Here is a 23481-nt window from a genome sequence, read left to right as displayed (position 1 = left end):
TGTTTTGAGCAGGAATAAGCTATACGGAATTATACTTACCGCCTGCATATCAGGGTATATTTGGCTCTACCTGGGCATACAGAAAGGCATAAACGAAATAAATTCTGTTGAAGTATGTCTTTGGAAACATATAACAAATATACCCTGCCCTTCCTGCGGTTCAACAAGGTCTGTATTTTCTCTGATCAATGGGGATTTCATTAAATCGCTACTTATAAATCCGTTCGGTTTATTCATCACACTTATAATGCTTATAGTTCCCCTATGGATTACTTTAGACATTATTACCAAAAGAAAATCATTATTTGATTGCTATCAAAAATTTGAGCAAATCATAAAAAAACCCCAATTTGCAATACCACTCGTAATACTCGTGATAATAAATTGGATATGGAATATTACTAAAGGACTATGATAAATGTAAGAAAATTCCAATATGAACCGGGAGAGCATGAAACTGAAAAAGCTTCAAACAGCTACCTAATGTCCCTGATTGCTTTAATTGCGGGTTTACCTTTGCCAATTATAAACCTCATTGCAACCTTCATCTTTTATTTAGCCAACAGGAAAGGAACTTATTTTGTCCGTTGGCATTGCACACAGGCTTTACTCTCTCAGGTATCGGTACTATTTATAAACAGTTACGCATTTTGGTGGACCGTATCAATAATTTTTACTTCTCAGGCCGTAACCAACAATTACATTGCGTACCTTATTGCAGCTTTACTTTTCAATCTGGCTGAATTTATTGCAACCATATATACAGCAATTCAAACCAGAAAAGGTGTCCATATAGAATGGTGGTTTTATGGAAACCTGAGTAACCTAATCTGTAATCCAAAATCATGAGAAAGATAGTTCTACAATGCTTAGCAATAATATTATTGTTTTTTTCAACTTGGTTTGTGTTGGCTCAAGTTGATTGGATGTCTGTTTTGGAAGTTCAAAAAACAACGGATAAAACGGAAGAAAAGCTGGGAGAACTTTATTTGGAGTTATTCAAAAAAACAGGGGCCGAAATAGATAATCCCTTCGTAAACCATGCCATCGATAGTATTGTAAATACAATTTGCAGAGACAACTACATAGATAGAGAATCGATTAAAGTACACTTACTTCGTTCAGATGAAATCAATGCCTTTGCATTACCCAATGGACATCTGTTAATTTACAGTGGCTTAATTCTGGCTGCGGACAATCAAGATCAATTAGGTGGAGTAATCTGTCATGAAATAGCGCACATCCAACTTAATCATGTGATGAAAAAACTGGTGAAGGAAGTTGGACTTTCAGCATTAGTATCCATGACAATGGGGAAAGGTGGTGCTGAAATTATGAAAGAAACCGCAAAGCTCCTTTCATCATCCGCTTTTGACAGAAGTTTAGAAAAAGAAGCTGACATCAAAGCCATTGATTATCTGATTAATGCAAAAATAAACCCGGAACCTTTCGCTAATTTCCTGTATAAACTTTCCGATAACGAATTTGCAGCAATGAAGTACCAGTCGTGGATAAGCACCCATCCGGATTCAAAACAAAGAGCTGGATATATTATCGACAATATTAAAAACCAGCCCACAAAATACGAACCCGTACTCACGGCAGGCACCTGGATAAAATTGAGGGATATTTTATCCCAACCCTAATAATAACCCAGGGGATACGAATTATTTTTGGCCATAGAAATAAGTACGCCGTAATTAGTGGATAGATAAGAAAAGCCAAATACAAGCACCGGCAGAAAGGAAGTTTAAAAACCGGAAACCATAACTTACAAAAGATACAGCTATGCTAGTAGAGCTGGTTACTAAACAAGGATATGGGATAATAGTTAATGCTTATCAGGCTGTTTTTTAAATACAAAAATCAAAACACCACTGTATGTTACAAAAAATTACACCTTAGCTGTTTGCGCCTGTAATTGTAGTAAAACATTATATTTTACTAATTGTTACTATGAAGAAACTTAAAAGAACTAGATATGATTTCAAGCAGCTATAAAACAGAAAATCCCAAAACACAGCTAAATTATTATAAACCTTTTTGCCAATAGGCAGGAATTAATTACTATCCGGTATGAGCGAACTTATTAATAACTCAAGATATAGAAAGGAAAAGCTTAAAGAGCTTATTTTAAAACTGCACGATGGCCAATCCGCTGACGAAGTTCGAAAGGAGCTTATTGAATCTTTAAAGAATATTCCTTACGGAGAAGTAGTAGAAGTGGAGCAAGAACTTATTCACGAAGGACTACCTGAATCAGAGGTCCTTAAATTATGTGATATTCACGGTGCTGTGCTCGAAGGAAATGTTGATTTGAGTGGCGCTAAAGATATTCCCGAAGGCCATCCTGTTGATGTTTTTATAAAAGAAAATATTGAATTAAAGAAGGTTGCACAAAAAGCAAAAGGCTTGCTTCAGGCGCTTGGTCAGGTTGAAAACGACGAGTTTGAAAAATACATTTATGCTTTACAAGGCTTATTTAATGAACTCATGGATGTGGATAAGCACTATCAACGTAAAGAATATCTGCTATTCCCGTATCTTGAAAAAAACGAGATTACCGGCCCGCCTAAAGTAATGTGGGGAAAGCACGATGAAATAAGAGAACAATTAAAAGGATGCATCCAGATTCTTAAAGCACCCGAATTAACAGCAGATGATTTAGAGGATTCTCTCGAACTGGTATTTTATCCTGCTGTTCAAGGATTAATAGATATGGTGCAGAAAGAAGAGGAAATTCTTTTCCCGATGGCCATGGATTTGTTAACGGTTGAAGATTGGTACAACATTCATAAACAAACACTTGAATTTGGATTTACCTTATACGACCCTCAGGTAGATTGGAAACCGGAAGGCATGACCGAAGCAAGTACGGAAACAAATATATCGGGAGACGGTAACATTAAGTTACCTTCGGGTAGTTTTACCGCAAAAGAGATAATGGCTATCCTTAATACGATTCCAGCCGACATGACCTTTGTAGATAAAGATGATAAGGTTAAATATTTCACTCAGGGTAAAGAGCGAATTTTTGCCCGTAGCCGTTCAATCATAAACCGAGATGTACGCTTGTGTCATCCTCCGGGCAGTACCCATATTGTTGAAAAAATTGTAGACGATTTTAAATCAGGCAAAGCCTCACATGCACCATTCTGGATTCAGATGAAAGGCAAATTTATTAAGATAGAATACTTTGCCCTGCGAGATGAAAATGGAGAATACCTGGGAACGTTGGAATACTCTCAAGACTTAACAGAAAACAGGGCATTAGAAGGAGAACAGCGAATTTTATCTTATGGTGAACCAAAGGACCAATAACATGATTAAATTGATTATAACACCCAAAACAAAAATATTCGATTTGCTTGAGGCGTATCCGCAGCTCGAAGATGTTCTAATAGCCGCTGCACCACCATTCAAAAAGCTCAGAAACCCTGTATTAAGAAAAACGGTGGCTAAAATAACCAGTCTTTCCCAAGCAGCGACTATTGGGGGCGTAAAAGTTGAAGACCTGATTAATACCTTACGCACTGAGGTGGGGCAGAAAACAACGGATAGCATTGTGGTAGAGCATGGCCATTATGTAACAGAACAGCCGGATTGGTTTAAAAACAGCAACGTTGCGGAAATAATCGATATTCGGGAAATACTGAATGCCGGAGAACAACCAGTACATGAAGTGCTTTCAGCAGTAAATAAACTTGAAAACAATAAAATACTCAAAGTAATTGCTCCATTTATTCCGGCGCCCTTAATTGATAAATCACTTAGTTTAAATTATAAGCACTGGTTAGATAAAAAGGGAGAGGAAGAATTTTGGGTGTTTTTTAAAATATAGCATAAAACATGTCGGAATTCACTCATACAAAGCAAACAAGACTCAAAAAGTTACTTGAGGTTTCTAAACTTATTTTGGAAACTGGAAATGCTCATTCTTTTATAATTGAAAACAAGGATTTTATTCCTACAGTTATTCCAACTGATTTTATTACACTTTTCGATGAGCTAATAAAAGAAGGATACAATATGGAAGATATTAAAGTGCTAACAAATAAAGTACTGAATATTTTCCACGTTCCAATTCGCGATTTTGTAAGGCTTAAACCTAAGCCTGATTCATTTCTAGCTGTGTTGGAACAAAACAACCACGAAATGGAATTGGTATTGAAAAAAATCCGCCCGGTTTTCAAAGAATTTGTGAAAAACACAGATCATTCTGTTTTGAAAGAACAACTCAAAGAACTTTTTACCCAACTCGAAGTTTTTTCAAAACACTACACCATTAAGGAAAATGTTTTGTTCCCCATCATTGAAGAAACATGGCCCGATTATCGTTGCTTGCAGATAATGTGGTCGTTTCATGATGATATTCGCAGAAATATTAAATCCGTAATCAACCAGGTACAGGAAGAGAATATCAACTTGAAAACATTCAATAAATGCGTAGGCGATATTTTCTTTAATATGTATGCTATTAAATTTAGAGAAGAATGCATTCTATTTCCTTATATACTCTCAACAATTAGCGAAAGTCAATTAGAGAAAATGAATCGGGAGGGATTTAAACTCGGCTACCCTTATGTTCAACCCAATTTAAAAGAGGAAAATACAGTAGAAACAGAATTCGATGGCAATCTGGTGAATCTGGGAACCGGCAAGGTTAGTATAGAACAAATAAAACTAATATTCAATCACCTTCCCGTGGATATAACTTTTGTTGATGAGAACAATAAGGTCTGCTATTTTTCAACTCCTCCCAAACGTATATTTCCCCGGACAGCTGCCATTATCGGACGTGAAGTAAACAACTGTCACCCGCCTGAAAGTGTGCATGTGGTAGAGCAAATAGTACAATCGTTTAGAAATAAAGAAAAAGACCAAGCCGATTTTTGGATTAAAATGCGAGGCGAATATATTTTAATTCAGTATTTCGCTGTTCGTGATAAAAGCGGAGAATATAAAGGTGTAATTGAAGTATCTCAGGAAATATCAGACATTAAAGCATTGGAAGGAGAAAAAAGATTATTGGATTGGTAAGTAGCACTATTAAATTTATGCTACGCACCGTGCGGTTTGAAAATGACATGCCCTGTAAACATACACTACGCATAACCGAACCCTCAGGTACAAGCCAACACTTTTATCCGTATTTAAATTTTTTTCTGGTTACCGGTAAAGGGGAACTTTGCATATTGCTCCTCAAACAAAGCCACCTTATCGTAAGTAGGTATTGCAAGCTACCGGATGGCTTGCTGCTCTTTAGACTTAAGAGCACTTCTGCTTCTGGTGCGGAGACAGTTATTTATAAAGACTTAAAAACAATTAGTAATGGAGGCAGCACATAATAAACACTGCCATAACCCTATTAAATAGTGTTTTAAAATAATCAATACAATACACCAGGCTATAGCAGTATTTAAAACAGAATACTTTATATGAACCGAAAAATTGCAGTTTCAAGAGGAATAAATGCTGGTGGTAAACGCAAAATCCTATTGGCCGGCCAAATAAAACGAAGAAAATACTTTATCTTACCACTATGCACCCGATCAATTCAAAATTGTGGGTAAAGACGTATTTATATTTGGTTGGTGCAAATAGCACGAATCAAAATTGACCAATAACTTTATTGAAAAACAATTAAAAGTTGGTGCCACAACAAGAAATTGGAAAACAGTATTCAAACTATTCAGAACAAATTGACAGTTAAAACAGTGTAAATCATCAACTAAATAATGAAAAACAACATGAACTTAGGCGAATTTTCAGCAGTGTTTAGTATGAAAGTTATTAATACATCCAAAAAAATAAGCGCTCAGCTTTTCGTTTATATTGTATTTGTTTTATTAATGGGCACCACGCAACTGCCTGGGCAAACAAAAGCCTCGATAATGCCCCCCGATACCTTGCAGGTGGGCATTGCCGGCAGTGCACCTTTTGTGTTCAGTAAAAATGCTTCCACTAAAGGAATTGCCATCGAAATATGGGAACACATCGCCGTAAAAAAAGACTGGGGTTACAAATACCAGTACTATGATAATGTGGAGGAGGCAATGAATGCGCTAAGCGCTGGCAGCATTGATTTGGTAGTGGGCCCTATAAGCATTACTTCGAAAAGGCTACAAAACATGAGCTTTTCACAACCTTTCTACAACTCAAGCTTGTCCATATTGTCGCGTTCCGACAAGCCCAACCTATGGGAAAAGGTAAAACCCCTGTTTAGCATTAAGTTGCTGATGGCCGTTGCTGTTTTTTTAATTATTCTGGCTATTGTAGGTTGTTTGCTATGGTTGGCCGAACGCAAAAAATCACCTGAACAGTTTCCCAAAGATCCCATTAATGGTATCGGCACCGGCATGTGGCTGGCTATTGTAACAATGAGTACCACCGGCTATGGAGATAAGGCACCCATAACCGTATCGGGGCGTATTATAGCGGGCAGTTGGATGATTATATCCATTATTTTCGCCACTTCTATGGTAGCAGGTATCGCAAGTACCTTAACACTCTCCTCCCTAAGCACTTCAACGGTTACAAACGTGGAACAGTTGTCGCAACGTGCGGCGGCAACTATTTCTGCTTCGCCATCCGCACGGTTTTTAAATGAACACAAAGCCCAATTACATGAGGTAAACAGTTTAGATGAAGCGGTATCGCTATTAAAAAGCAAAAAGGTGGATGCGGTTGTTTACGACCGCCCTCAATTGTTATATTATCTGAAAAATAACCCCGACGAGGATTTATACATCGCTAAAGCCGAATATTATAAGCAGGGCTACGGCTTCGCATTCCCATTAAACACGGCTCTGGTGTACGATGTAAACCGTGCTTTGTTAGAACTTGCCGAAGGACAGGAAACCGAGAGGATTATCAATTATTATTTAGATAAAGATGAATAACAGCTATCTACATATAACCTTTTGGCTACCCAACAGTTTATCTTGTAATAGCCTTTAAACGAATTTAATTGATTAAATTTGTACCTTGTTTTAAAACGATTTTGTTAACACAAATGCTAATAATGCAACATCCCGGTGTTAAACTTAGGTTAATTAAAGCATAATAAATTAATTTTACCCGATTGTTGTTATTTTTGAAAAATTAACAAATGCCTTTTTAAGCTTTTAAAATACAATGACAAAAGAAGAAATTTCAGAACTAAATAAGCGTTTTAACGATGCCCACCCCGTGGAAGTGATAAAGCATTTTGCAGATAGGTACGGCGATAAAATTGCGCTGGCATCGAGCCTGGGTGCCGAAGATCAGGTACTTACACAAATGTTTACCTCAGTAACGGACCATGCTCATATTTTCACCCTCGATACGGGGCGACTGTTTCCGGAGACCTATGAGCTGATAGATCGCACCTCTAAAAAGTACAAAACCAACCTAAAGGTATATTTCCCAAAAGCCGAAGCCGTGCAACATATGGTTCGTGCAAAAGGGATCAATCTTTTTTACGACAGCATTGAAAATCGCAAGGAATGCTGCCACATTCGTAAAATAGAGCCTTTAAAAAGAGCCTTTGAAGGATTAGAAGCATGGATATGCGGGCTGCGAGCCGATCAGTCTGTTACACGCACCAACATCCAGGTGGTGGAGTGGGACGAGAACAACAACATAGTAAAAATTAACCCACTGGCCCATTGGAGCGAGAAAGAAGTCTGGGATTACATCAAAGATAAAGGTATTCCGTACAATCCGCTGCACGACAAAGGCTACCCTAGCATTGGTTGCCAACCCTGCACCCGGGCTATTTTGCCGGGCGAAGATGTAAGGGCTGGACGCTGGTATTGGGAAAATCCCGATACAAAAGAGTGTGGCCTGCACAAAAAATAGGCCGATAAATTATTTATAACGTAACATCTTTGTAAGGATCTGGCAGTTTCCTACAGAAAAAGCTTAGCCTTATATCTTTATACTTTGTAATCATATTCCCACTAAGGCGGAATAAACTTTGATACTAATTTTAATAAACACATGAACATATTTAAAAAACAAAGCCGAATAAAGTGGATCGTTGGGTCGCTCATTGTTTTGGTGGTTGGTGGTAGTTTAGTTGGCTTTGCTAATAACGACAAGCGTAATTTTTCCATTGTTAAAAATCTCGATATCTACTACACGCTTTTCCGCGAACTCAATAGCTATTATGTAGACGAAACAAATCCCGAAAAGCTAATTAAAACCAGTATCGACGAAATGCTGGAATCGCTGGACCCCTACACCACCTATATCCCCGAGGACGATATGGAGGATTTCAAGTTTATGACCACCGGCGAGTACGGAGGCATGGGCTCCTTAATATCCCGACAGGGCGATTATGTGGTTATCGCCGAACCGTACGAAGGATTTCCTGCACATTTAGCCGGCTTAAAAGCCGGAGATAAACTGCTAGAGATAAATGCGGTACGTGTTGTGGGCATGCCCACTTCTGAGGTGAGTGACCTTTTAAAGGGACCACCCAACACACCGCTCAAGCTAAAAATTGAAAGACCGGGCACAAATAAACCCATTAACATTGAACTCATCCGCAAAAAAATATCCATTAATCCGGTTCCTTACTATGGTATGATTTCAGATAAAACGGGCTTGATTATGCTCAACAACTTTACGCAAAATTGTGCCAAAGAAGTGAGTAAAGCCCTCACCGACCTAAAAGAAAACAGTGGAGCAGAACGCTTTGTGCTGGACTTGCGTGGGAACCCGGGTGGCCTAATGGATGAAGCGGTTAAAATTGTTAACCTCTTTGTAAAAAAAGGTAGCGAAGTGGTTTCTACCCGTGGTAAAGTAAGCCAGTGGGACAAGGTATATCGTGCCACCTCCGAACCCTTGGACACCATTAGTCCTTTGGTAGTATTAATTAACAGGGGCTCGGCATCGGCCTCCGAAATTGTGGGCGGAAGTTTACAAGACATGGACAGAGCTGTATTGATTGGGCAGCGCTCCTTCGGCAAAGGGCTGGTACAAACTACCCGTCCGCTATCGTATAACGCCAAGCTAAAAGTTACTACGGCCAAGTATTATATTCCCAGTGGACGATGCATACAGGCATTGGACTATACACACCGTAACGAAGATGGAAGCGTAGGCCTTATTCCCGATTCCCTGATTACAGAGTTCAAAACAGCAGGTGGACGCTCCGTGTTCGACGGTGGGGGTGTTTCGCCTGATATTATAATGGAAAACAAAAAATACGGGAACATCTCGTACGCATTGGTGGCACAAAATACGATGTTTGAATATGCCACCCGGTTTGTGTTGGAAAATGATAAAATCAATGCCCCGGAAAACTTTGAGATATCAGATGAGGTGTACGAAAAATTTAAACAATATGTAGCCACTCAAAAAGATTTTAAGTACGAGTCGGCCACACAGGACGCCCTCAAAAAACTTAAAGAGGTTGCCCAACGCGAAGATTACTATAAAAAATCGAAAACGGAATTCGAGCAGTTGGAAAAGATGTTGACCCTTGACGTGCAAAAAGATTTAAATATCTTCCGAAAAGAGGTAAGTAAACTGTTGGGTAGCGAAATAGTTAAAAGGTATTACCATCAAAAAGGAGCCATCAAATTTGCCCTTCAGGATGACCAGGAAGTGGAAAAGGCCATAGCCATTGTGGAGGATTCTGCAGCATACAACGGCATTTTAAACGGAACGGTACTTAGCCACGCCGGCGACAAAAGAAACGTAAAAGCTACGAATTAACATGATTAATTTTAACCTTACGGACATACTTTTTTAAAAAATGGATATAAAAAAGGCCGAATTCCTCACATCCAGTTCAGTACCCACGCAGTGCCCCGACCCCGACAGGCCGGAGTACGCGTTTATAGGCCGCTCCAATGTGGGCAAGTCATCGCTCATTAACATGATATGCAATAAATCTGCACTTGCCAAAACCTCTTCTACCCCCGGAAAAACACAATTAATTAACCATTTTACGATTAACGATACCTGGTACTTGGTCGATTTGCCGGGCTATGGTTATGCCAAAGTATCCAAAACACAGCGAAAATCATTTAAGTTACTCATTGAGAACTACCTGCGCCATCGATCTAACTTGATGTGCTTATTTGTGTTGGTAGACAGCCGACACAAACCACAAAATGCCGACCTGGAGTTTATGCGGCAAATGGGCGAATGGGGAATTCCTTTCGTTATCGTCCTTACCAAGTTAGACAAACTCAAGGCATCAGAAAAGGAAATTAACATAGCTAATTATAAAAAAGCTTTGTTGGAAGAATGGGAGGAGTTACCGCAGATATTTGTTACATCGGCCAAAAAAGGCGAGGGACGAGATGAAATACTACACTTTATTGATCAGGTTAGTCAGCAATGGTAAATTAATTAATTTGTTTTCCTTCCTAAAATAAGTTACGAATTTTTATCTTTGCAGCGTCTTAGAAATAACAAACAGCTAAACAACTATTTGCGATGCCACCAAAAGCGCCGATTAAAATTTTCTCGGGATCCTCGTCCCGTTACCTCACCCAAAAAATTAGTAACTACTCCGGAAGAGATCTTGGAAAAATTAAAAAGTTAAATTTTAGCGATGGCGAATTTGCCGTAGCTTTTCAGGAAACGATTCGCGGTTCGCATGTCTTTTTAATTCAATCTACTTTTCCACCTGCCGATAACCTGTTGGAATTGCTGATGATGGTTGATGCCGCTAAAAGAGCATCGGCCTATAAAATAGTGGCCGTAATCCCATATTTTGGTTTGGCACGTCAGGATCGCAAAGATCAGCCACGCGTATCCGTTGGAGCTAAGCTGGCCGCCGATATGCTTACAGCTGCCGGTATAGACCGCCTTATAACGATGGATTTGCACGCAGACCAAATTCAAGGATTCTTTAATCTGCCGGTAGATCACCTGTATGCCTCATCGATATTTCTGCCTCATATAAAAAATATGAATTTAGATAATCTTGTGGTGGCGTCGCCCGATGTGGGAGGTAGCAAAAGAGCCAATACCTACGCCAAGTTTTTAGGGGTACCCATGGTTATTTGTCATAAATCAAGGATTAAAGCTAATGTGGTAGACGACATGACCATTATAGGTGATGTGAAGGATAAAAATGTAATTATATTAGACGATATGATTGATACGGCCGGTACCCTGACCAAGGCTGCTGATATGATGAAAGATTCCGGAGCTATTAGTGTTAGGGCATTTACAACACATCCTGTACTGTCAGGTGCAGCCTACCAAACCATAGCCAACTCATCGTTAGAGGAGGTATTTGTTACAGACTCTATTCCTTTAAAACAAGAATCGGAAAAAATAAAAGTATTATCTATTGCTGAGCTTTTGGCCGATACTATCGAAAAAGTTTACTATTATAAATCCATTAGCAATCAATTTCTAATATAATTTATCTATCTTTGCGCCGCCTTTGGCAAAAAAGTGTGATGGGGAGTAAACCTGTTCATTACCAGTGATTTATTTTGAGTAGCACAAAAAATTAAAAAGATGAAAAAAATTGAATTAAACGGTTCTAAGCGCCAGGTTATTGGCAAAAAAGCAACCAAAGAACTTCGCAGAGAAGGAAAAGTACCCGGTGTATTATACGGGGGCAAAGAGGTTAAACACTTTGTAATTGATGAAAAACTATTAAAGCCACTTATTTATACGCCCAGTGTATATATCATTAGCTTAAATATTGATGGCGATAAGCACGAAGCCATTCTTCAGGATATTCAATACCATCCTGTAAGTGATCGTATCCTTCACGTTGACCTGTTACATATTTTCGACGACAAACCTGTTGTTATCGAAATCCCTGTTGTGCTCGAAGGTCTGGCCGAAGGTGTGAAAGCTGGTGGTAGATTATCACTGGAGCAACGCAAGTTACGAGTAAAAGCTCTACCCGTAAACTTACCTGATACCCTGGATATAAACATTAGCCATCTTAAGCTGGGCGATTCCGTTCAGGTAGGTGCTTTGTCGTTCGACAAACTGGAGTTGCTAAACGCTAAAAATTCAGTTGTGGCCACTGTTAAGCTTACAAGAGCTGCCCGTGCCGCGCAAACAGGCGAAGGAGAAGAAGAAGCCAAGTAAGGCATATAAACATATTTTTAACCTCCATATTGTTGAAGTATGGAGGTTTTTTTATTGTTACATTTGCCTTATAAACATTTGTTACAATATGATTTTTAAAAAATTATTCAAGCGGAGAAAAGCTTCCAAAATTGATCCGATGAAGTATTTGATAGTGGGCTTAGGCAATATTGGTTCCGAATATCGGAACACCCGCCACAACATAGGTTTTGATGTATTAGACGAATTGGCCAAACAAGAGAAACTGGAATTTGATAACCTGCGATATGGCGCAGTAACTCAGTATAAGTTTAAAGGCCGCACGCTCATTCTGCTCAAGCCAAGTACCTATATGAACCTTAGCGGAAAGGCCATCAGGTATTGGATGCAGCAAGAGAAAATAAATCCTGAAAACCTTTTAGTGGTGGTGGATGACCTGGCCTTACCGCTTGCCTCCCTCCGAATGCGCCAAAAAGGTAGTGATGCAGGACATAATGGGCTTAAAAATATACAAGAAGTTTTTGGCCATAACAATTATAGTAGAATACGTTTTGGCATAGGCAACAATTTTAGTCGCGGAAAACAGATTGACTACGTGTTAGGAAAGTGGGACGAAAGCGAGCTGGCGGCCTTACCTCAGGCCATTGATTCGGCCATTGCAATGATAAAAGGATTTGTTACTATTGGACCCGCTGCTACCATGAGTCAATACAACAAAAAATAGTGTTATGGACGAAAGCGTACGTATTGATAAATATTTATGGGCTATCAGGGTGTTTAAAACAAGGAGCCTGGCTGCCGAAGCCATAAAGAAAGGACGGGTACTTATTGACGGTCTTCCCGTAAAAACCTCACGAATGGTAAAGGAGGGTATTACTATTGATGTAAAAATTCCGCCTATAACACGCTCATTTAAAGTGTTGGCTGTTTCAGGCAAAAGGATGGGAGCCAAACTGGTACCCGACTTTATGCAGGAGGTAACAAGCGAAGAACAGCTCGAAACATTGGAGTTGACACGCCTGGCCAACGCCATGGGACGCCGAAAAGGATTGGGACGCCCTACAAAAAAAGACCGCCGCGACTTGGATAAAATACAAGAATCGGACGACTGGGATTTTTAGTTTTAACTTTTCAATATCCGGATAAATAACCAACTGTTAACAGCACCTATAAGCGATTAAAATGATTGTAGCCAAAGAGAAACGCCACAGCAATATAGTTGAATACATACTTTACATGTGGCAGGTAGAAGATTTGATAAGGGCATACCAGTTCGATATGGAAGCCATTAAAAAAAATGTTATTCCGCAGTATAACATGAGCGGCGAGGTGCTGCACGAAACCATAGCATGGTACGATAATTTGATAGAAATGATGACCCTGGAGCAGATTAAAGAAAAAGGCCACTTGCAGGTAATCACTAACCTGGTTAACGATTTGCATCGCCTACATCTGGAATTAATTGCCAATAAAAAAGAAATCGCCTATCATCACGTTTACGGTGCCACCCTCCCTTTTATTAATGAGTTTGATCAAAAAACAGGTAAAAAGCTCAGCAACGAAATTGAGCTTTGCCTCACCGGTATCTACAGTAAATTCTTACTCACCCTTCAACAAAAGGAAATATCAAAAGGCACCGAAGAGGCCATCAAAGCATTTAGCTCGTACCTGGCACTTTTAGCAGCCAAATACCATGAGGAACAAAAAGCCGAGGAAACGAAAAATAAGGAGTAAAGTGGTTTTGGTAAAACAGCTTAACCATAGGATTTATTCACAGGGCAAATATATGTTGCCGATAGCGCGCTACACCGCGGTACCCTCCTTTGGCAATACCATTGTAAAAACACTTTCCTTGCCCATAACCGATTGTGCTTTTAGCCAACCACCGTGCAGACGCATTATCTGGCGCGACAGGCTTAGGCCGATGCCGCTCCCGGTTTCCTTGGTGGTAAAAAAGGGGATGAATATCTCTTCCAATAAGTCGGGGTCGATACCCGGCCCGTTATCTTTAACCGATATCTCCACCCGGTTTTTCTGGTTTGTACCAAAGCCGATTGTAATTTCCGGATTTTGGCTTCCCTTCAAAGCATAAATGGCATTTTTTATCAGGTTGGCCAGCACCTGCCCAAGCTGCTCCTTATCGGCACAAACAGATAGATTTCTGTCCTCATCTGCACAAAGCAATTGCATGTTTATTTCTTTAGCCTGATTGATGGCACATTGTTTTTCGAGGAAAGAATACAGCTTAACGCGCTCCTTTTTAGGCTTTGGCAAACGCATCAGCGAGCGGTACGATTCCACAAAGTTTATCAGCCCCTTGCCCTGCTCCCGGATAACATTGAGCCCGCGAATGGTGGTTTCAATGGTACGATCATCGATATCTTTGGCCAAAACTGCCTTGCCCTCCTTACTGTAAAGCGAGGCTATGGTTTCGGACAAGGAGGTGATGGGCGCAATGGAATTCATTATTTCGTGGGTGAGCACCCGGATAAGTTTCATCCATGAGTCCAGCTCATTTTCGTCCAGTTCTTTGTCGATATTCTGAGCCGATATAAGCATCAGGTTTTGAGCGCCCGTATTAAAAGCTGCTGCCTTGAGCAAAAGCCGGACAGTGTCGCCCTGTCTTTCATTATTTACACCCACTATCTTTTGTTCCTTGTGGCGTATGGAGTTAACGGCTTCCATCAATTTGCTGTCCACCTTTTGCAATTGCTTGGTGTGCGTGAGTTGCTCCAGCCCCACCAACTGTTTAAAGCCCGCATTGGCATCAATCACAAAGCCGTCCTTGTTGCAGGTAATAATGCCCGTCCCCACGTGCTCTATCAAAGCCTTAAAATATTGTTCCTGACGGGCGTTGGCCATCAGGGCGTCCTGCATTTTACGGTTTACCTTGTCCAGATTTTCGTTTAGCTTATCCAGGATTTTACTTTTCCGTTTTAGCGCATATACCGAATTGAAATCTTCGTTTAGGATGCTCTCGAAAAAGAAACTGATTTGCTCGTTTACCGTATTCAAAAATTTAATGAAACGAAAGATAACGATTAGCATAACGATGGAGCAGGCCGCACCATAGACAAAATGAAAATCGCTTAAAAAGCAAACCGTGCTTACCACCGAAAGTGTTACGATGAGCATAATACGACTTATCAGCTGAAGATAAAAGGACTTGATCATGAACTAGCGTGTTAGAGGATAGAGACTAGAGGTTAGAAGATAGAGATTAGAGGTTAGATTTTTCAAAAAACTGATAAACAGTATTTTTAGAAAAATCGGATAGCTTGTTAAGTGTTTTCTTAGTCAGATGGTTAGCAAGGTAAGGTATTTTCATAAAAACTCGTATTTTTTCATTTTGTTGTACAAGGTCTGCCGTGTAATGCCCAGTTCTGCCGCCGCTGCGGTAATATTTCCGGGATGGGCTTCCAGGGCTTTGCCAATGAGTTTTTGCTCCATGTCCTCAATTTTTAAGGATGCCGCACCCCCTTTGCCCACCTTGGCAGGCCTCAAATAAAAGTCATCCGGTTTTAATACTTTGGTATCGCTCAGGATGATGGCCTTTTCGATGGCATGTTCCAGTTCGCGGATATTACCGGGCCATTGGTATTTGAGCAGCATCTCCTGGGCCTGCTGATTTAACTTTGGAACGGGCTTATCGTATTTATGAGCATACTTTTTCAGAAAAAATTCTGCCAATACCAATATGTCGTTGCCCCTTACGCGCAGCGGCGGCACTTCAATATGTATGGTATTGATACGGTACAGCAAATCTTCCCTAAAAAGCTCCTCCCCCACCATTCTCTCCAAATCCTTGTTGGTGGCCGTTATCAGCCGTATATCGATGGGCATTGGTTGGTTGGCGCCGATGCGGGTCACCTGCCTGTTTTGAAGTGCCGCCAAGAGCTTGGCTTGCAGATGAAAAGAAAGGTTGCCTATCTCATCCAAAAAAAGTGTGCCTTTATGCGCTATCTCAAACTTGCCGGGGCGCGACTCCCTGGCATCGGTAAAAGCCCCCTTCACATGGCCAAACAGCTCGCTCTCGAAAAGCGTTTCGGTAACGGCGCCCATATCCACCGACACCAACATCTCCTTATTTCGTTTCGACAAACGGTGTATCTCCCGCGCCACCAATTCCTTGCCCGTCCCGTTCTCCCCCGTAATCAGTACGTTGGTATCCGTTTTGGCTACTTTTTGCACCATTTTTAAAACGGCCATCAACTCCGGCGACGAGCCTATCATATATTTATCTTTTGGATTGAATGCCTGTTTCAGTGCTTTCTCCTTTTGCTTTAAATCGCTCACCTCGTTGCGCGAAAAGCTTAACTGTATGGCCGATTGAATGGTGGCCAGGAGCTTGGCATTGTCCCATGGCTTTAAAATAAAATCCGTAGCGCCCAGCTTCAGAGCTTTCACGGCCAACTCTACATCGCCATAGGCGGTTATCAGCACAACGGAGGTGCTGGGCGATCTTTCCTTTATCTCGTTGAGCCAGAATATTCCCTCGTTACCGGTATTGGCGCCCGTTTTAAAATTCATGTCCAGCAATACCAACTGATAATCCCTTTGTCTAAGCTCCGTAACAATTTGATTGGGCGAGGAGAAACATTTGACGTGATCGAATTGCGGTGCCAACAGAATATCCAGCGCACTCAATACGCTTTTATTGTCGTCAACTATTAATATGTTTGCTTTCATGATTCGTGCGTTTTGAGTTTTTCCATGTAAGAAAATAAAAAGCTTTCACATTGACCCCCATCCCCACACCTCTGGTGCGGTACTTCCCCCCCCTTCAAGAAAATGGGAGGGGGAAGAGCCCGCATGGTGTATAAGTTAAATTCATACGATATCCCTCACGAAGTCGGCTCTTCCCCTTTTTCTCAAAAAAAAGGGGAAGTACTTCGCCTAAGGCGAAGGGATGGGGATTGGTTTTATCATATCAAATGTAAATCAACATTACCTCATCTGCAATAATGTGTAAAATATATTTACACATCACCGTAAAAATTATTGACACTGCTTATTTACTCCAACATCACTAAGCCCACATAATAAGAGGTTTACATCTTTGGCACTGCCTTAGTAGTGTACTTATCGAATACAATAAATAAACCCGTGAATAAACTGATTATCCATATGTTTTACATACTGTTTTTTGTGCTTCCCGCAAAGGCGCAGGAAACCTGGACCGTGAACAGGTGTATCCGCTATGCGCTGGAAAACAATACCGCGCATCGTAATTATCAACTCAATGTAAAAAGGGAAAAATTAACGGCGGCCCAGTCTAAATTTGATTTGCTGCCTTCCGTTTCGGCCTCAAGCGGCGGGGGCATGAGCTATGGCAAAAGCGTGGACCAAAATAACGATTATACTAATACCGAGCATTTTAGTGCCAGCGGGAGGATAGGTGCCAATTTGGTTCTGTTTGAGGGTTTTAGCCGATTAAACCGCATGGCTTATGCCAGGTTCCGTTTACGGGCGGCCGAGTTGGATCGAATCAACCACGAGGATGATTTGGCCTTTGCGATCCTGGAATCCTATTACGATATCGTGTTTTATACGGGCATGGTGCAAATAGCAAAGGATCAGATTGAGATATCGAATTACAATCTAAAGAAAACACAGGCACAAGTAGAGATAGGCTTACAGGCTAAATCGGACCTGCTGCAAATGCAGGCTTCGCTCGAAAAAGAAAGACTGGAATTTTTGCTGGCCCAAAACAGGGTGGAAGAGCTAAAGTATAACCTTTGGGAAAAGATGAATTATAAAATTGAACAAGGCAATGGTTTTGAGATAAATCATCATACGCCCAACGTTAACGAAAATATAGACCCGGTAAGCGATTCCTTATTTTTTGAGTTTGCAGTGGTATCGCCCCTGCTTAAAAAAAGTGAAGCCGATAGGCTGGCAGCCGAAAAAAATGTGGCCATTACAAAGGGGCAGAACCTGCCATCGCTTAGCTTAAACGCTTCGATGGGATCGGGATATTACGAAACCGACATAGGTAATACTGGCAATATAGTGCCGCTCAAAGATCAGATAGACAAGAATATGAGCAAATATATCGGGGCATCGCTTTCTATACCTATTTTTGGTCGGAACCAACAACGCACAAAGGTAAAGCAAGCCATCATCAATAAGGAGCAGGCCCAAAATAATTACGACCGGCAAAAGCAACAATTGTATTACGAGGTGGCCAACAACACCCGTGAATTAAGGGCATTACGGGCAAAATGTAATCAAATACAAAAGAAGTTGACAGCCAACGAGATGGCCTACGAAGTGGCCCTGAAAAAATATGCCGAAGGCCTCATCAACATCATTGAGCTGCTGACGGTAAAAGAACAACTGGCCGACTCAAAAAGCGAATTGCTGTTGGCAGGTATTCAGTACGAGATAAAAAGCAGGATGATAGATTTTTATAAAGGGGAAAGGTTTTGGAAATAAGCCCCTCCTAACCTCCCCCAATGGGGAGGAGAAAAAAGCCCCTCCCATCCTCCCCAAAGGGGAGGTGCCATGACGCAGAAGAATTGAAATATGAGGGTTTTTTGAGGGTTATAATATTTTTCAAAGAAATGAATATATATGAATTATTAACTAACTAATTAAATGCGGCTCTTAGCCTCCCCCCATTCGGGGGGATTAGAGGGGGGCTTCTTTATATATGGACAAACCAATAGAAAAGAAAAAAGGGATACAGAAAAAGCACATTTTATGGGCTGCGGGCGCATTTCTTCTTATAGGGCTGGTGCTCAAGGTAAGCATGGGCACGCATCAATCTGTATATCGCACGGAGCGCGACAAACTTACCGTTAGTAGTGTTGCGCTTGCACAGTTCAACGATTACATCACCGTGCCCGGGCAGGTTGAGCCCATTTCCACCATTTATCTCGATGTTGAAGAAGGGGGCAAAGTGGAGGATATTTATATTGAGGAGGGCGAGATGCTTAAAAAGGGGGATGTCATCCTGAAGCTGCGCAACAATGATTTGAACACGTCCATCATGAACAGCGAATCGCAACTGGCCTACCATGCCAATGAGATGCGGAATACCCAAATACAGATGGAACAACAACAGATACAAAACAAACGGCAGAAGCTGCAAATGGACCTTCAGGTGACCAGGGCCAAACGAAAATACAGTCAGTACCAACGATTGTTCAACGAAGAGCTGATTGCCAAAGAAAATTACATACAGGCCAAAGAAGAATATGATTTGGCTTTAAAAGAACAGGAGCTGACCATACAAAAATTGATTCAAGATTCTATTTTCCGGAACAACCAAAAAAGAAGCATGGACGAGAGCCTGAGCAATACGCGCCTAAGTTTGCAGATGGCCCGTAAACGCCTGGACAACTTGTATGTAAAGGCACCCGTTGATGGTCAGCTGGGCTTGCTGGATGCCGAAATAGGTCAATCCATATCGCGCGGCCAGCGGCTGGGACTGGTGCATGTGCTTACCGACTTTAAAATTACGGCCCAGATAGACGAGCATTATATCGACCGCGTGCGACGGAAATTGCTGGCATCCTTTCAAAGGAACGATACGGACTTTGGCTTGAGCATTAAAAAAGTGTACCCCGAAGTCCGCAGCGGTCAGTTTAAGGTAGATCTGGTTTTTACCGGGGAACGCCCCTCCAACATCCGCACCGGGCAAACCTATCATATAAAATTGCAATTGGGACAGCCCGAACAAAGCATCCTACTGCCCCGGGGCGGTTTTTTCCAGAGCACCGGCGGACAATGGGTGTATGTGCTCAACGAAAACGAAACGGAAGCCATCAAACGAAACATTAAAATAGGAAAGCAAAACCCCAGGTATTACGAAATACTCGAAGGCCTGAATCCCGGCGAAAAAGTGATTACTTCGAGCTACGATTTATTTGGGGATAATGATAAGATAGTTTTGAGGTAAAAGCCCCTCCCATCCTCCCCAAAATGGGGAGGTGCCAAGACGTGGGGAATTTGCAGCTTGGTTATATTTGAGAGGTTTTGCATGGGTGAATTAAAAAAAGAAATGAGAATGATTAATTTTATATTTAACTAATTTAAATGCTGCTCATCACTACCCCCCAATCGGGGGGAGTGAGGGGGGCAATCCTCCCCCTTTGGGGGAGTTAGAGGGGGCTATATGATAAAAACAGAAAATCTAACAAAAGTATTCCGCACCGAAGAGATTGAAACGAGTGCGTTGAACAAGGTAAACATCCACGTTGAACGGGGTGAGTTTATGGCCATCATGGGGCCTTCGGGTTGTGGCAAATCAACTTTACTCAATGTCATCGGTCTGTTGGACAATCCGACCGCGGGCAGGTATTTCTTTGACGGTGCCGAGGTCGGTAACATGAAGGAGAAAAACCGCACCCAGATTCGCAAAGGCAATATCGGTTTTGTGTTCCAGAGCTTTAACCTTATCGATGAGCTTAACGTGTTCGAGAACGTGGAGCTGCCGCTTATCTACCTAAAGATAAAAGCCCGTGAACGAAAAGCCATGGTAGAAAAAGTGCTGGAGCGCATGAAGATAAGCCATCGGCGCAAGCACTTTCCGCAACAGCTATCGGGCGGACAGCAGCAGAGGGTGGCCATTGCCCGTGCCGTGGTGGCCAACCCCAAGCTCATACTGGCCGATGAGCCCACGGGTAATCTGGACAGTAAAAATGGCAAGGAAGTGATGAACCTGCTCACCGAACTCAACCGCGAAGGGACCACCATTGTAATGGTAACGCACTCGCTGCACGATTCCGATTATGCGCACCGTATCATCAACCTATTCGACGGCATGGTGCTTACCGAGCAAATGAAGAAAGAGATAGGGGACTTGGCGATGATGTGAAAAGTAAGCCCCTCCCGGCCTCCCCCAATGGGGAGGTGCCAGGATGTGGAGGATTTGCAGCTTGGTAAAATATAGAAGGTTTTGGATGGTAAATGTAAAAAACAAAAGAACGTTATAATATTTAACTAACTATTTTTTAAATGCTGCTCATCGCCTCCCCCCATTCGGGGGGATTAGAGGGGGACCAAACACCATACAATATGCTAAAGCACTATTTAAGACAATCTTTCAGAAATTTTAAATCAAATAAATTGATATTTGGCGGCAGTATTTTTACCGCTTCCCTATGTGCCTTGTGTATTTCCTTGCTCTTTGCTTATGTGCACAACGAGCTTACCATGGACAATTTCCATAAACGGGAGAAAGATATCTATTTAATCACCACTCAAGCATCGCCTGAAAGCCAAGCGGTGTTAAATAGTGCCAGCCTATTTTTTGATTTCAATTATAAAAAGCATCCAGAGTTAGAAAACTTAGTTCATATTCAGAAATATGAAGAGGGGGAAATAAAATTTATCGTTGACGAAAAAATATATTTGCCCGAAGGATTGATTGCCGATAGTTCATTTTTTACTGTGTTTGATTTCGAATTAATGGCAGGCCGTAAAGATGGGATATTGAGTGATCCGGCGGCAATGATCATAACGGACAAATTGGCGCAAAAGATTTTTGGGAGCGAAAATCCGATGGGGAAATTCATTACCATTGATTATTATATAGAGAAAACCTTTACCATTAAAGGGATTGTGAAAACACCTCCAGCCAATAGCTCTATTACCTTCGATTTTATTTTGCCTACCCAGAACGATGGTTTTTTTCGTTCGGGTGCCGATTTTATTTTGGCGAAAAAAGGTTTTAATCCAGTCCAGTTCTCAGAGAAAATTAAGGACATTGGTCACAGCCATCCCCAGTTTAAAAATAGCATCACCGGGCTTATTCCGTTCAATGATATTTATTTTGATGGAGATGAGGTAAGCAGAAAGTTTATTTTTTCAAGAACGGGCGATAAAAAAAGTGTCTATATCTTATTTGTAATCATGGGTATGGTTTTTTTTATATCTCTGCTCAATTTCTCCAACCTACAAATCATAAACATCAACTCGTCCATAAAAAACATAGGCATAAACCGGATTTCGGGAGCAGAAACGAAGCATGTTTTTTATCAAAAAATTACCGAATTTATTATACTCATATTATTTTCGGCACTACTGATAACTGCCGCATTCTTATGGGTTTTACCCATGTTCAACAACTTTACAGGGGTAAAGCTCTCACCCCGGATATGGGAAATATTCATTGTCAACCTTTCCATTCTCTTTGTATTGGTGTCTGTTGCGCTTATTTATCCCACTTATGTTTTTTTGAGGATACCCATCAGCAACAACCTAAAAAATCAAGTGTTTTCAGATACAAAGCTGGCTGGCCGAAAAGTTTCGGCGACACTTCAATTTGCCCTTTCCTTTATTTTACTTATCGCATCCATTGTGGTTGTTAAACAACTCGATTTAATGCTAAACAAGGATTTGGGGTTTACATCAAGCAACATTGTGCGCATTAAACTTTTAAGGGATTTGCACCGCACAGAATCGGAAGAGGAATGGGAAATATTAGTGAAAAAGGCGAAAAGCAATTATCAGTACGTGAACGATGCGCTTGCCAATCAAAGCTTCATTAAAAATTTCTCCCAAGGCCAGTCGCCAATAAATCCGTTTGAGATGCCTTGGAAAACTAACCATAACCAAAAGGACTATTCAACACAAAATGGACTGTCCGTTACGCCACATTATCTCAGCTTGTTTGGATTATCAATTGCTGAAGGACGGTTCTTTGAAAAAGGCCGTGACAAATCAAGAGGGAAGCAGGTAATAATTAATCAAGCCGCTAAAAAATTCTGGGGTATCGAGGATATTACAAAAACGAGGATGCTCAACAAATACTGGTCATCGCACGATAAAGGAAGCGATGCTGGCTTTGAAATCATTGGCGTGGTAAAAGATTTTAATTCCGAGCACCTTTCTGTATCCCCTCAGCCCTTGGTTATGTTTTATTTTGAAGATAGGGATGCAGACTATTTAATTGAGATAGAATCGGGGTCGGAAGAAAGGGGAATCGCATTTATTCGGGATTTGTTCGAGAAATTTAATCCGGGCGAACCCGTCCATTATTCTCTTTTATCCGACGAGATTGAAGCCCTGTATCAGAAAGAAAAACGTTTGAGTGAGATTTACATCTTGTTTACGGTCATTACCTTTCTGATATCTGCAAGCGGATTATTCGCTATCGCACTTTACGATACCCGCAAGCGCACCAAAGAAATAGGCATCCGCAAAGTAAACGGCGCCACCATAAGCGAAATACTGCTTTTGCTCAACCGCGACTTTGTAAAATGGGTGGCCATCGCCTTTGTTATCGCCACGCCCATCGCTTGGTACGCCATGCACCGCTGGCTACAGAACTTTGCCTACAAAACGGAATTGAGCTGGTGGATTTTTGTGCTGGCAGGTTTGCTGGCTCTGGGGGTGGCGTTGATAACGGTGAGTTGGCAAAGTTGGCGGGCCGCAACGAGAAATCCGGTGGAGGCGCTGCGGTATGAATAAGCCCCTCCCGGCCTCCCC

21 protein-coding genes are annotated in these 23481 nt (G+C 41.3%); 19 read left to right on the top strand and 2 right to left on the bottom strand.

From position 1 onward, the window contains the following. The first annotated feature begins 4 nt into the window (after nt 1-4). The 15 genes from FN809_RS18185 to FN809_RS08265 all read left to right on the top strand — a co-directional run bounded on the left by FN809_RS18185 (nt 5) and on the right by FN809_RS08265 (nt 13776). Nucleotides 5-415, top strand: coding sequence for a DUF2752 domain-containing protein (locus FN809_RS18185; protein WP_142533039.1), 411 nt, complete (start codon nt 5-7; stop codon nt 413-415). Further along, nucleotides 412-849: a DUF4870 domain-containing protein gene (locus FN809_RS08330; protein ID WP_142533038.1), complete on the top strand. Its 438-nt coding sequence runs from the start codon at nt 412-414 to the stop codon at nt 847-849. The genes FN809_RS18185 and FN809_RS08330 overlap by 4 nt, the downstream gene beginning before the upstream one ends. Beyond that, a complete protein-coding gene (locus FN809_RS08325) occupies nt 846-1646 on the top strand; it encodes a M48 family metallopeptidase (protein ID WP_142533037.1) in 801 nt (266 codons plus the stop codon). The genes FN809_RS08330 and FN809_RS08325 overlap by 4 nt, the downstream gene beginning before the upstream one ends. 430 nt (nt 1647-2076) lie before the next feature. Continuing rightward, nucleotides 2077-3321, top strand: a complete 1245-nt coding sequence (locus tag FN809_RS08320; protein WP_142533036.1) for a DUF438 domain-containing protein — start codon at nt 2077-2079, stop codon at nt 3319-3321. Nucleotide 3322: 1 nt separating this feature from the next. Continuing rightward, nucleotides 3323-3841, top strand: a complete 519-nt coding sequence (locus FN809_RS08315) for a DUF1858 domain-containing protein (protein WP_185957500.1) — start codon at nt 3323-3325, stop codon at nt 3839-3841. Between the two features lie 8 nt (nt 3842-3849). Beyond that, nucleotides 3850-5040, top strand: coding sequence for a DUF438 domain-containing protein (locus tag FN809_RS08310; protein WP_142533034.1), 1191 nt, complete (start codon nt 3850-3852; stop codon nt 5038-5040). Nucleotides 5041-5738: 698 nt separating this feature from the next. Beyond that, entirely contained in the window at nt 5739-6902 is a 1164-nt protein-coding gene (locus tag FN809_RS08305) for a transporter substrate-binding domain-containing protein (protein WP_221929389.1), read from the top strand. 235 nt (nt 6903-7137) lie between these two features. Further along, nucleotides 7138-7842, top strand: coding sequence for a phosphoadenylyl-sulfate reductase (locus tag FN809_RS08300; protein ID WP_142533033.1), 705 nt, complete (start codon nt 7138-7140; stop codon nt 7840-7842). A gap of 141 nt (nt 7843-7983) precedes the next feature. After that, complete coding sequence (locus tag FN809_RS08295) at nt 7984-9708, top strand: S41 family peptidase (protein ID WP_142533032.1); 1725 nt, start codon at nt 7984-7986, stop codon at nt 9706-9708. A gap of 40 nt (nt 9709-9748) precedes the next feature. Further along, nucleotides 9749-10345 (top strand): ribosome biogenesis GTP-binding protein YihA/YsxC, encoded by a 597-nt coding sequence (gene yihA / locus FN809_RS08290; protein ID WP_142533031.1) that lies wholly within the window; start codon nt 9749-9751, stop codon nt 10343-10345. Nucleotides 10346-10437: 92 nt separating this feature from the next. Beyond that, nucleotides 10438-11376, top strand: coding sequence for a ribose-phosphate pyrophosphokinase (locus FN809_RS08285; RefSeq protein ID WP_142533030.1), 939 nt, complete (start codon nt 10438-10440; stop codon nt 11374-11376). Nucleotides 11377-11475: 99 nt separating this feature from the next. Continuing rightward, nucleotides 11476-12063 carry a 50S ribosomal protein L25/general stress protein Ctc gene (locus FN809_RS08280; protein WP_142533029.1) on the top strand — a complete coding sequence of 196 codons (588 nt, stop codon included), beginning with the start codon at nt 11476-11478 and terminating at the stop codon, nt 12061-12063. A 139-nt stretch (nt 12064-12202) separates the two neighbouring features. Further along, nucleotides 12203-12766: an aminoacyl-tRNA hydrolase gene (gene pth / locus FN809_RS08275; RefSeq protein WP_142533028.1), complete on the top strand. Its 564-nt coding sequence runs from the start codon at nt 12203-12205 to the stop codon at nt 12764-12766. 4 nt (nt 12767-12770) lie between these two features. Continuing rightward, nucleotides 12771-13163: an RNA-binding S4 domain-containing protein gene (locus tag FN809_RS08270; RefSeq protein ID WP_142533027.1), complete on the top strand. Its 393-nt coding sequence runs from the start codon at nt 12771-12773 to the stop codon at nt 13161-13163. Nucleotides 13164-13224: 61 nt separating this feature from the next. Next, the gene (locus FN809_RS08265; protein ID WP_142533026.1) at nt 13225-13776 is read left to right on the top strand and encodes a DUF4924 family protein; all 552 of its coding nucleotides are present in this window, start codon (nt 13225-13227) and stop codon (nt 13774-13776) included. A 69-nt stretch (nt 13777-13845) separates the two neighbouring features. On the opposite strand, the gene FN809_RS08260 is transcribed toward FN809_RS08265, so the two are convergent. Further along, a complete protein-coding gene (locus FN809_RS08260; protein ID WP_142533025.1) occupies nt 13846-15216 on the bottom strand; it encodes a sensor histidine kinase in 1371 nt (456 codons plus the stop codon). A gap of 150 nt (nt 15217-15366) precedes the next feature. After that, nucleotides 15367-16731, bottom strand: coding sequence for a sigma-54-dependent transcriptional regulator (locus tag FN809_RS08255; RefSeq protein ID WP_221929388.1), 1365 nt, complete (start codon nt 16729-16731; stop codon nt 15367-15369). A 417-nt stretch (nt 16732-17148) separates the two neighbouring features. Between FN809_RS08255 and FN809_RS08250 the strand changes: the two genes are divergently transcribed. From FN809_RS08250 to FN809_RS08235, 4 genes are all read left to right on the top strand, one after another. Beyond that, a complete protein-coding gene (locus FN809_RS08250; protein ID WP_142533023.1) occupies nt 17149-18480 on the top strand; it encodes a TolC family protein in 1332 nt (443 codons plus the stop codon). Between the two features lie 217 nt (nt 18481-18697). Next, on the top strand, nt 18698-19948 hold the full coding sequence (locus FN809_RS08245) for an efflux RND transporter periplasmic adaptor subunit (protein ID WP_142533022.1): 1251 nt from the start codon (nt 18698-18700) through the stop codon (nt 19946-19948). Between the two features lie 216 nt (nt 19949-20164). Beyond that, nucleotides 20165-20866, top strand: a complete 702-nt coding sequence (locus tag FN809_RS08240) for an ABC transporter ATP-binding protein (RefSeq protein ID WP_142533021.1) — start codon at nt 20165-20167, stop codon at nt 20864-20866. 200 nt (nt 20867-21066) lie between these two features. Next, nucleotides 21067-23463, top strand: a complete 2397-nt coding sequence (locus tag FN809_RS08235; protein WP_185957499.1) for an ABC transporter permease — start codon at nt 21067-21069, stop codon at nt 23461-23463. The last annotated feature ends 18 nt before the right edge of the window (nt 23464-23481 follow it).

The organism is Saccharicrinis carchari (assembly GCF_900182605.1).
Lineage (GTDB): Bacteria > Bacteroidota > Bacteroidia > Bacteroidales > Marinilabiliaceae > Saccharicrinis > Saccharicrinis carchari.
The sequence above is the reverse complement of the archived record's forward strand: the minus strand, read 5'-3'. Positions and strand labels throughout refer to the sequence as shown.

What these genes read in the sequence shown, in the direction of transcription:
- FN809_RS08235 (WP_185957499.1), top strand. Translation starts at nt 21,067, where the DNA reads ATGCTAAAGCACTATTTAAGACAATCTTTCAGAAATTTTAAATCAAAT.
- FN809_RS08315 (WP_185957500.1), top strand. Translation starts at nt 3,323, where the DNA reads ATGATTAAATTGATTATAACACCCAAAACAAAAATATTCGATTTGCTT.
- FN809_RS08320 (WP_142533036.1), top strand. Translation starts at nt 2,077, where the DNA reads ATGAGCGAACTTATTAATAACTCAAGATATAGAAAGGAAAAGCTTAAA.
- FN809_RS08325 (WP_142533037.1), top strand. Translation starts at nt 846, where the DNA reads ATGAGAAAGATAGTTCTACAATGCTTAGCAATAATATTATTGTTTTTT.
- FN809_RS08300 (WP_142533033.1), top strand. Translation starts at nt 7,138, where the DNA reads ATGACAAAAGAAGAAATTTCAGAACTAAATAAGCGTTTTAACGATGCC.
- FN809_RS08270 (WP_142533027.1), top strand. Translation starts at nt 12,771, where the DNA reads ATGGACGAAAGCGTACGTATTGATAAATATTTATGGGCTATCAGGGTG.
- FN809_RS08330 (WP_142533038.1), top strand. Translation starts at nt 412, where the DNA reads ATGATAAATGTAAGAAAATTCCAATATGAACCGGGAGAGCATGAAACT.
- FN809_RS08295 (WP_142533032.1), top strand. Translation starts at nt 7,984, where the DNA reads ATGAACATATTTAAAAAACAAAGCCGAATAAAGTGGATCGTTGGGTCG.
- FN809_RS08255 (WP_221929388.1), bottom strand. Translation starts at nt 16,731, where the DNA reads ATGAAAGCAAACATATTAATAGTTGACGACAATAAAAGCGTATTGAGT.
- FN809_RS08260 (WP_142533025.1), bottom strand. Translation starts at nt 15,216, where the DNA reads ATGATCAAGTCCTTTTATCTTCAGCTGATAAGTCGTATTATGCTCATC.
- yihA (WP_142533031.1), top strand. Translation starts at nt 9,749, where the DNA reads ATGGATATAAAAAAGGCCGAATTCCTCACATCCAGTTCAGTACCCACG.
- FN809_RS08310 (WP_142533034.1), top strand. Translation starts at nt 3,850, where the DNA reads ATGTCGGAATTCACTCATACAAAGCAAACAAGACTCAAAAAGTTACTT.
- FN809_RS08245 (WP_142533022.1), top strand. Translation starts at nt 18,698, where the DNA reads ATGGACAAACCAATAGAAAAGAAAAAAGGGATACAGAAAAAGCACATT.
- FN809_RS08240 (WP_142533021.1), top strand. Translation starts at nt 20,165, where the DNA reads ATGATAAAAACAGAAAATCTAACAAAAGTATTCCGCACCGAAGAGATT.
- FN809_RS08285 (WP_142533030.1), top strand. Translation starts at nt 10,438, where the DNA reads ATGCCACCAAAAGCGCCGATTAAAATTTTCTCGGGATCCTCGTCCCGT.
- FN809_RS08280 (WP_142533029.1), top strand. Translation starts at nt 11,476, where the DNA reads ATGAAAAAAATTGAATTAAACGGTTCTAAGCGCCAGGTTATTGGCAAA.
- FN809_RS08265 (WP_142533026.1), top strand. Translation starts at nt 13,225, where the DNA reads ATGATTGTAGCCAAAGAGAAACGCCACAGCAATATAGTTGAATACATA.
- pth (WP_142533028.1), top strand. Translation starts at nt 12,203, where the DNA reads ATGAAGTATTTGATAGTGGGCTTAGGCAATATTGGTTCCGAATATCGG.
- FN809_RS08305 (WP_221929389.1), top strand. Translation starts at nt 5,739, where the DNA reads ATGAAAAACAACATGAACTTAGGCGAATTTTCAGCAGTGTTTAGTATG.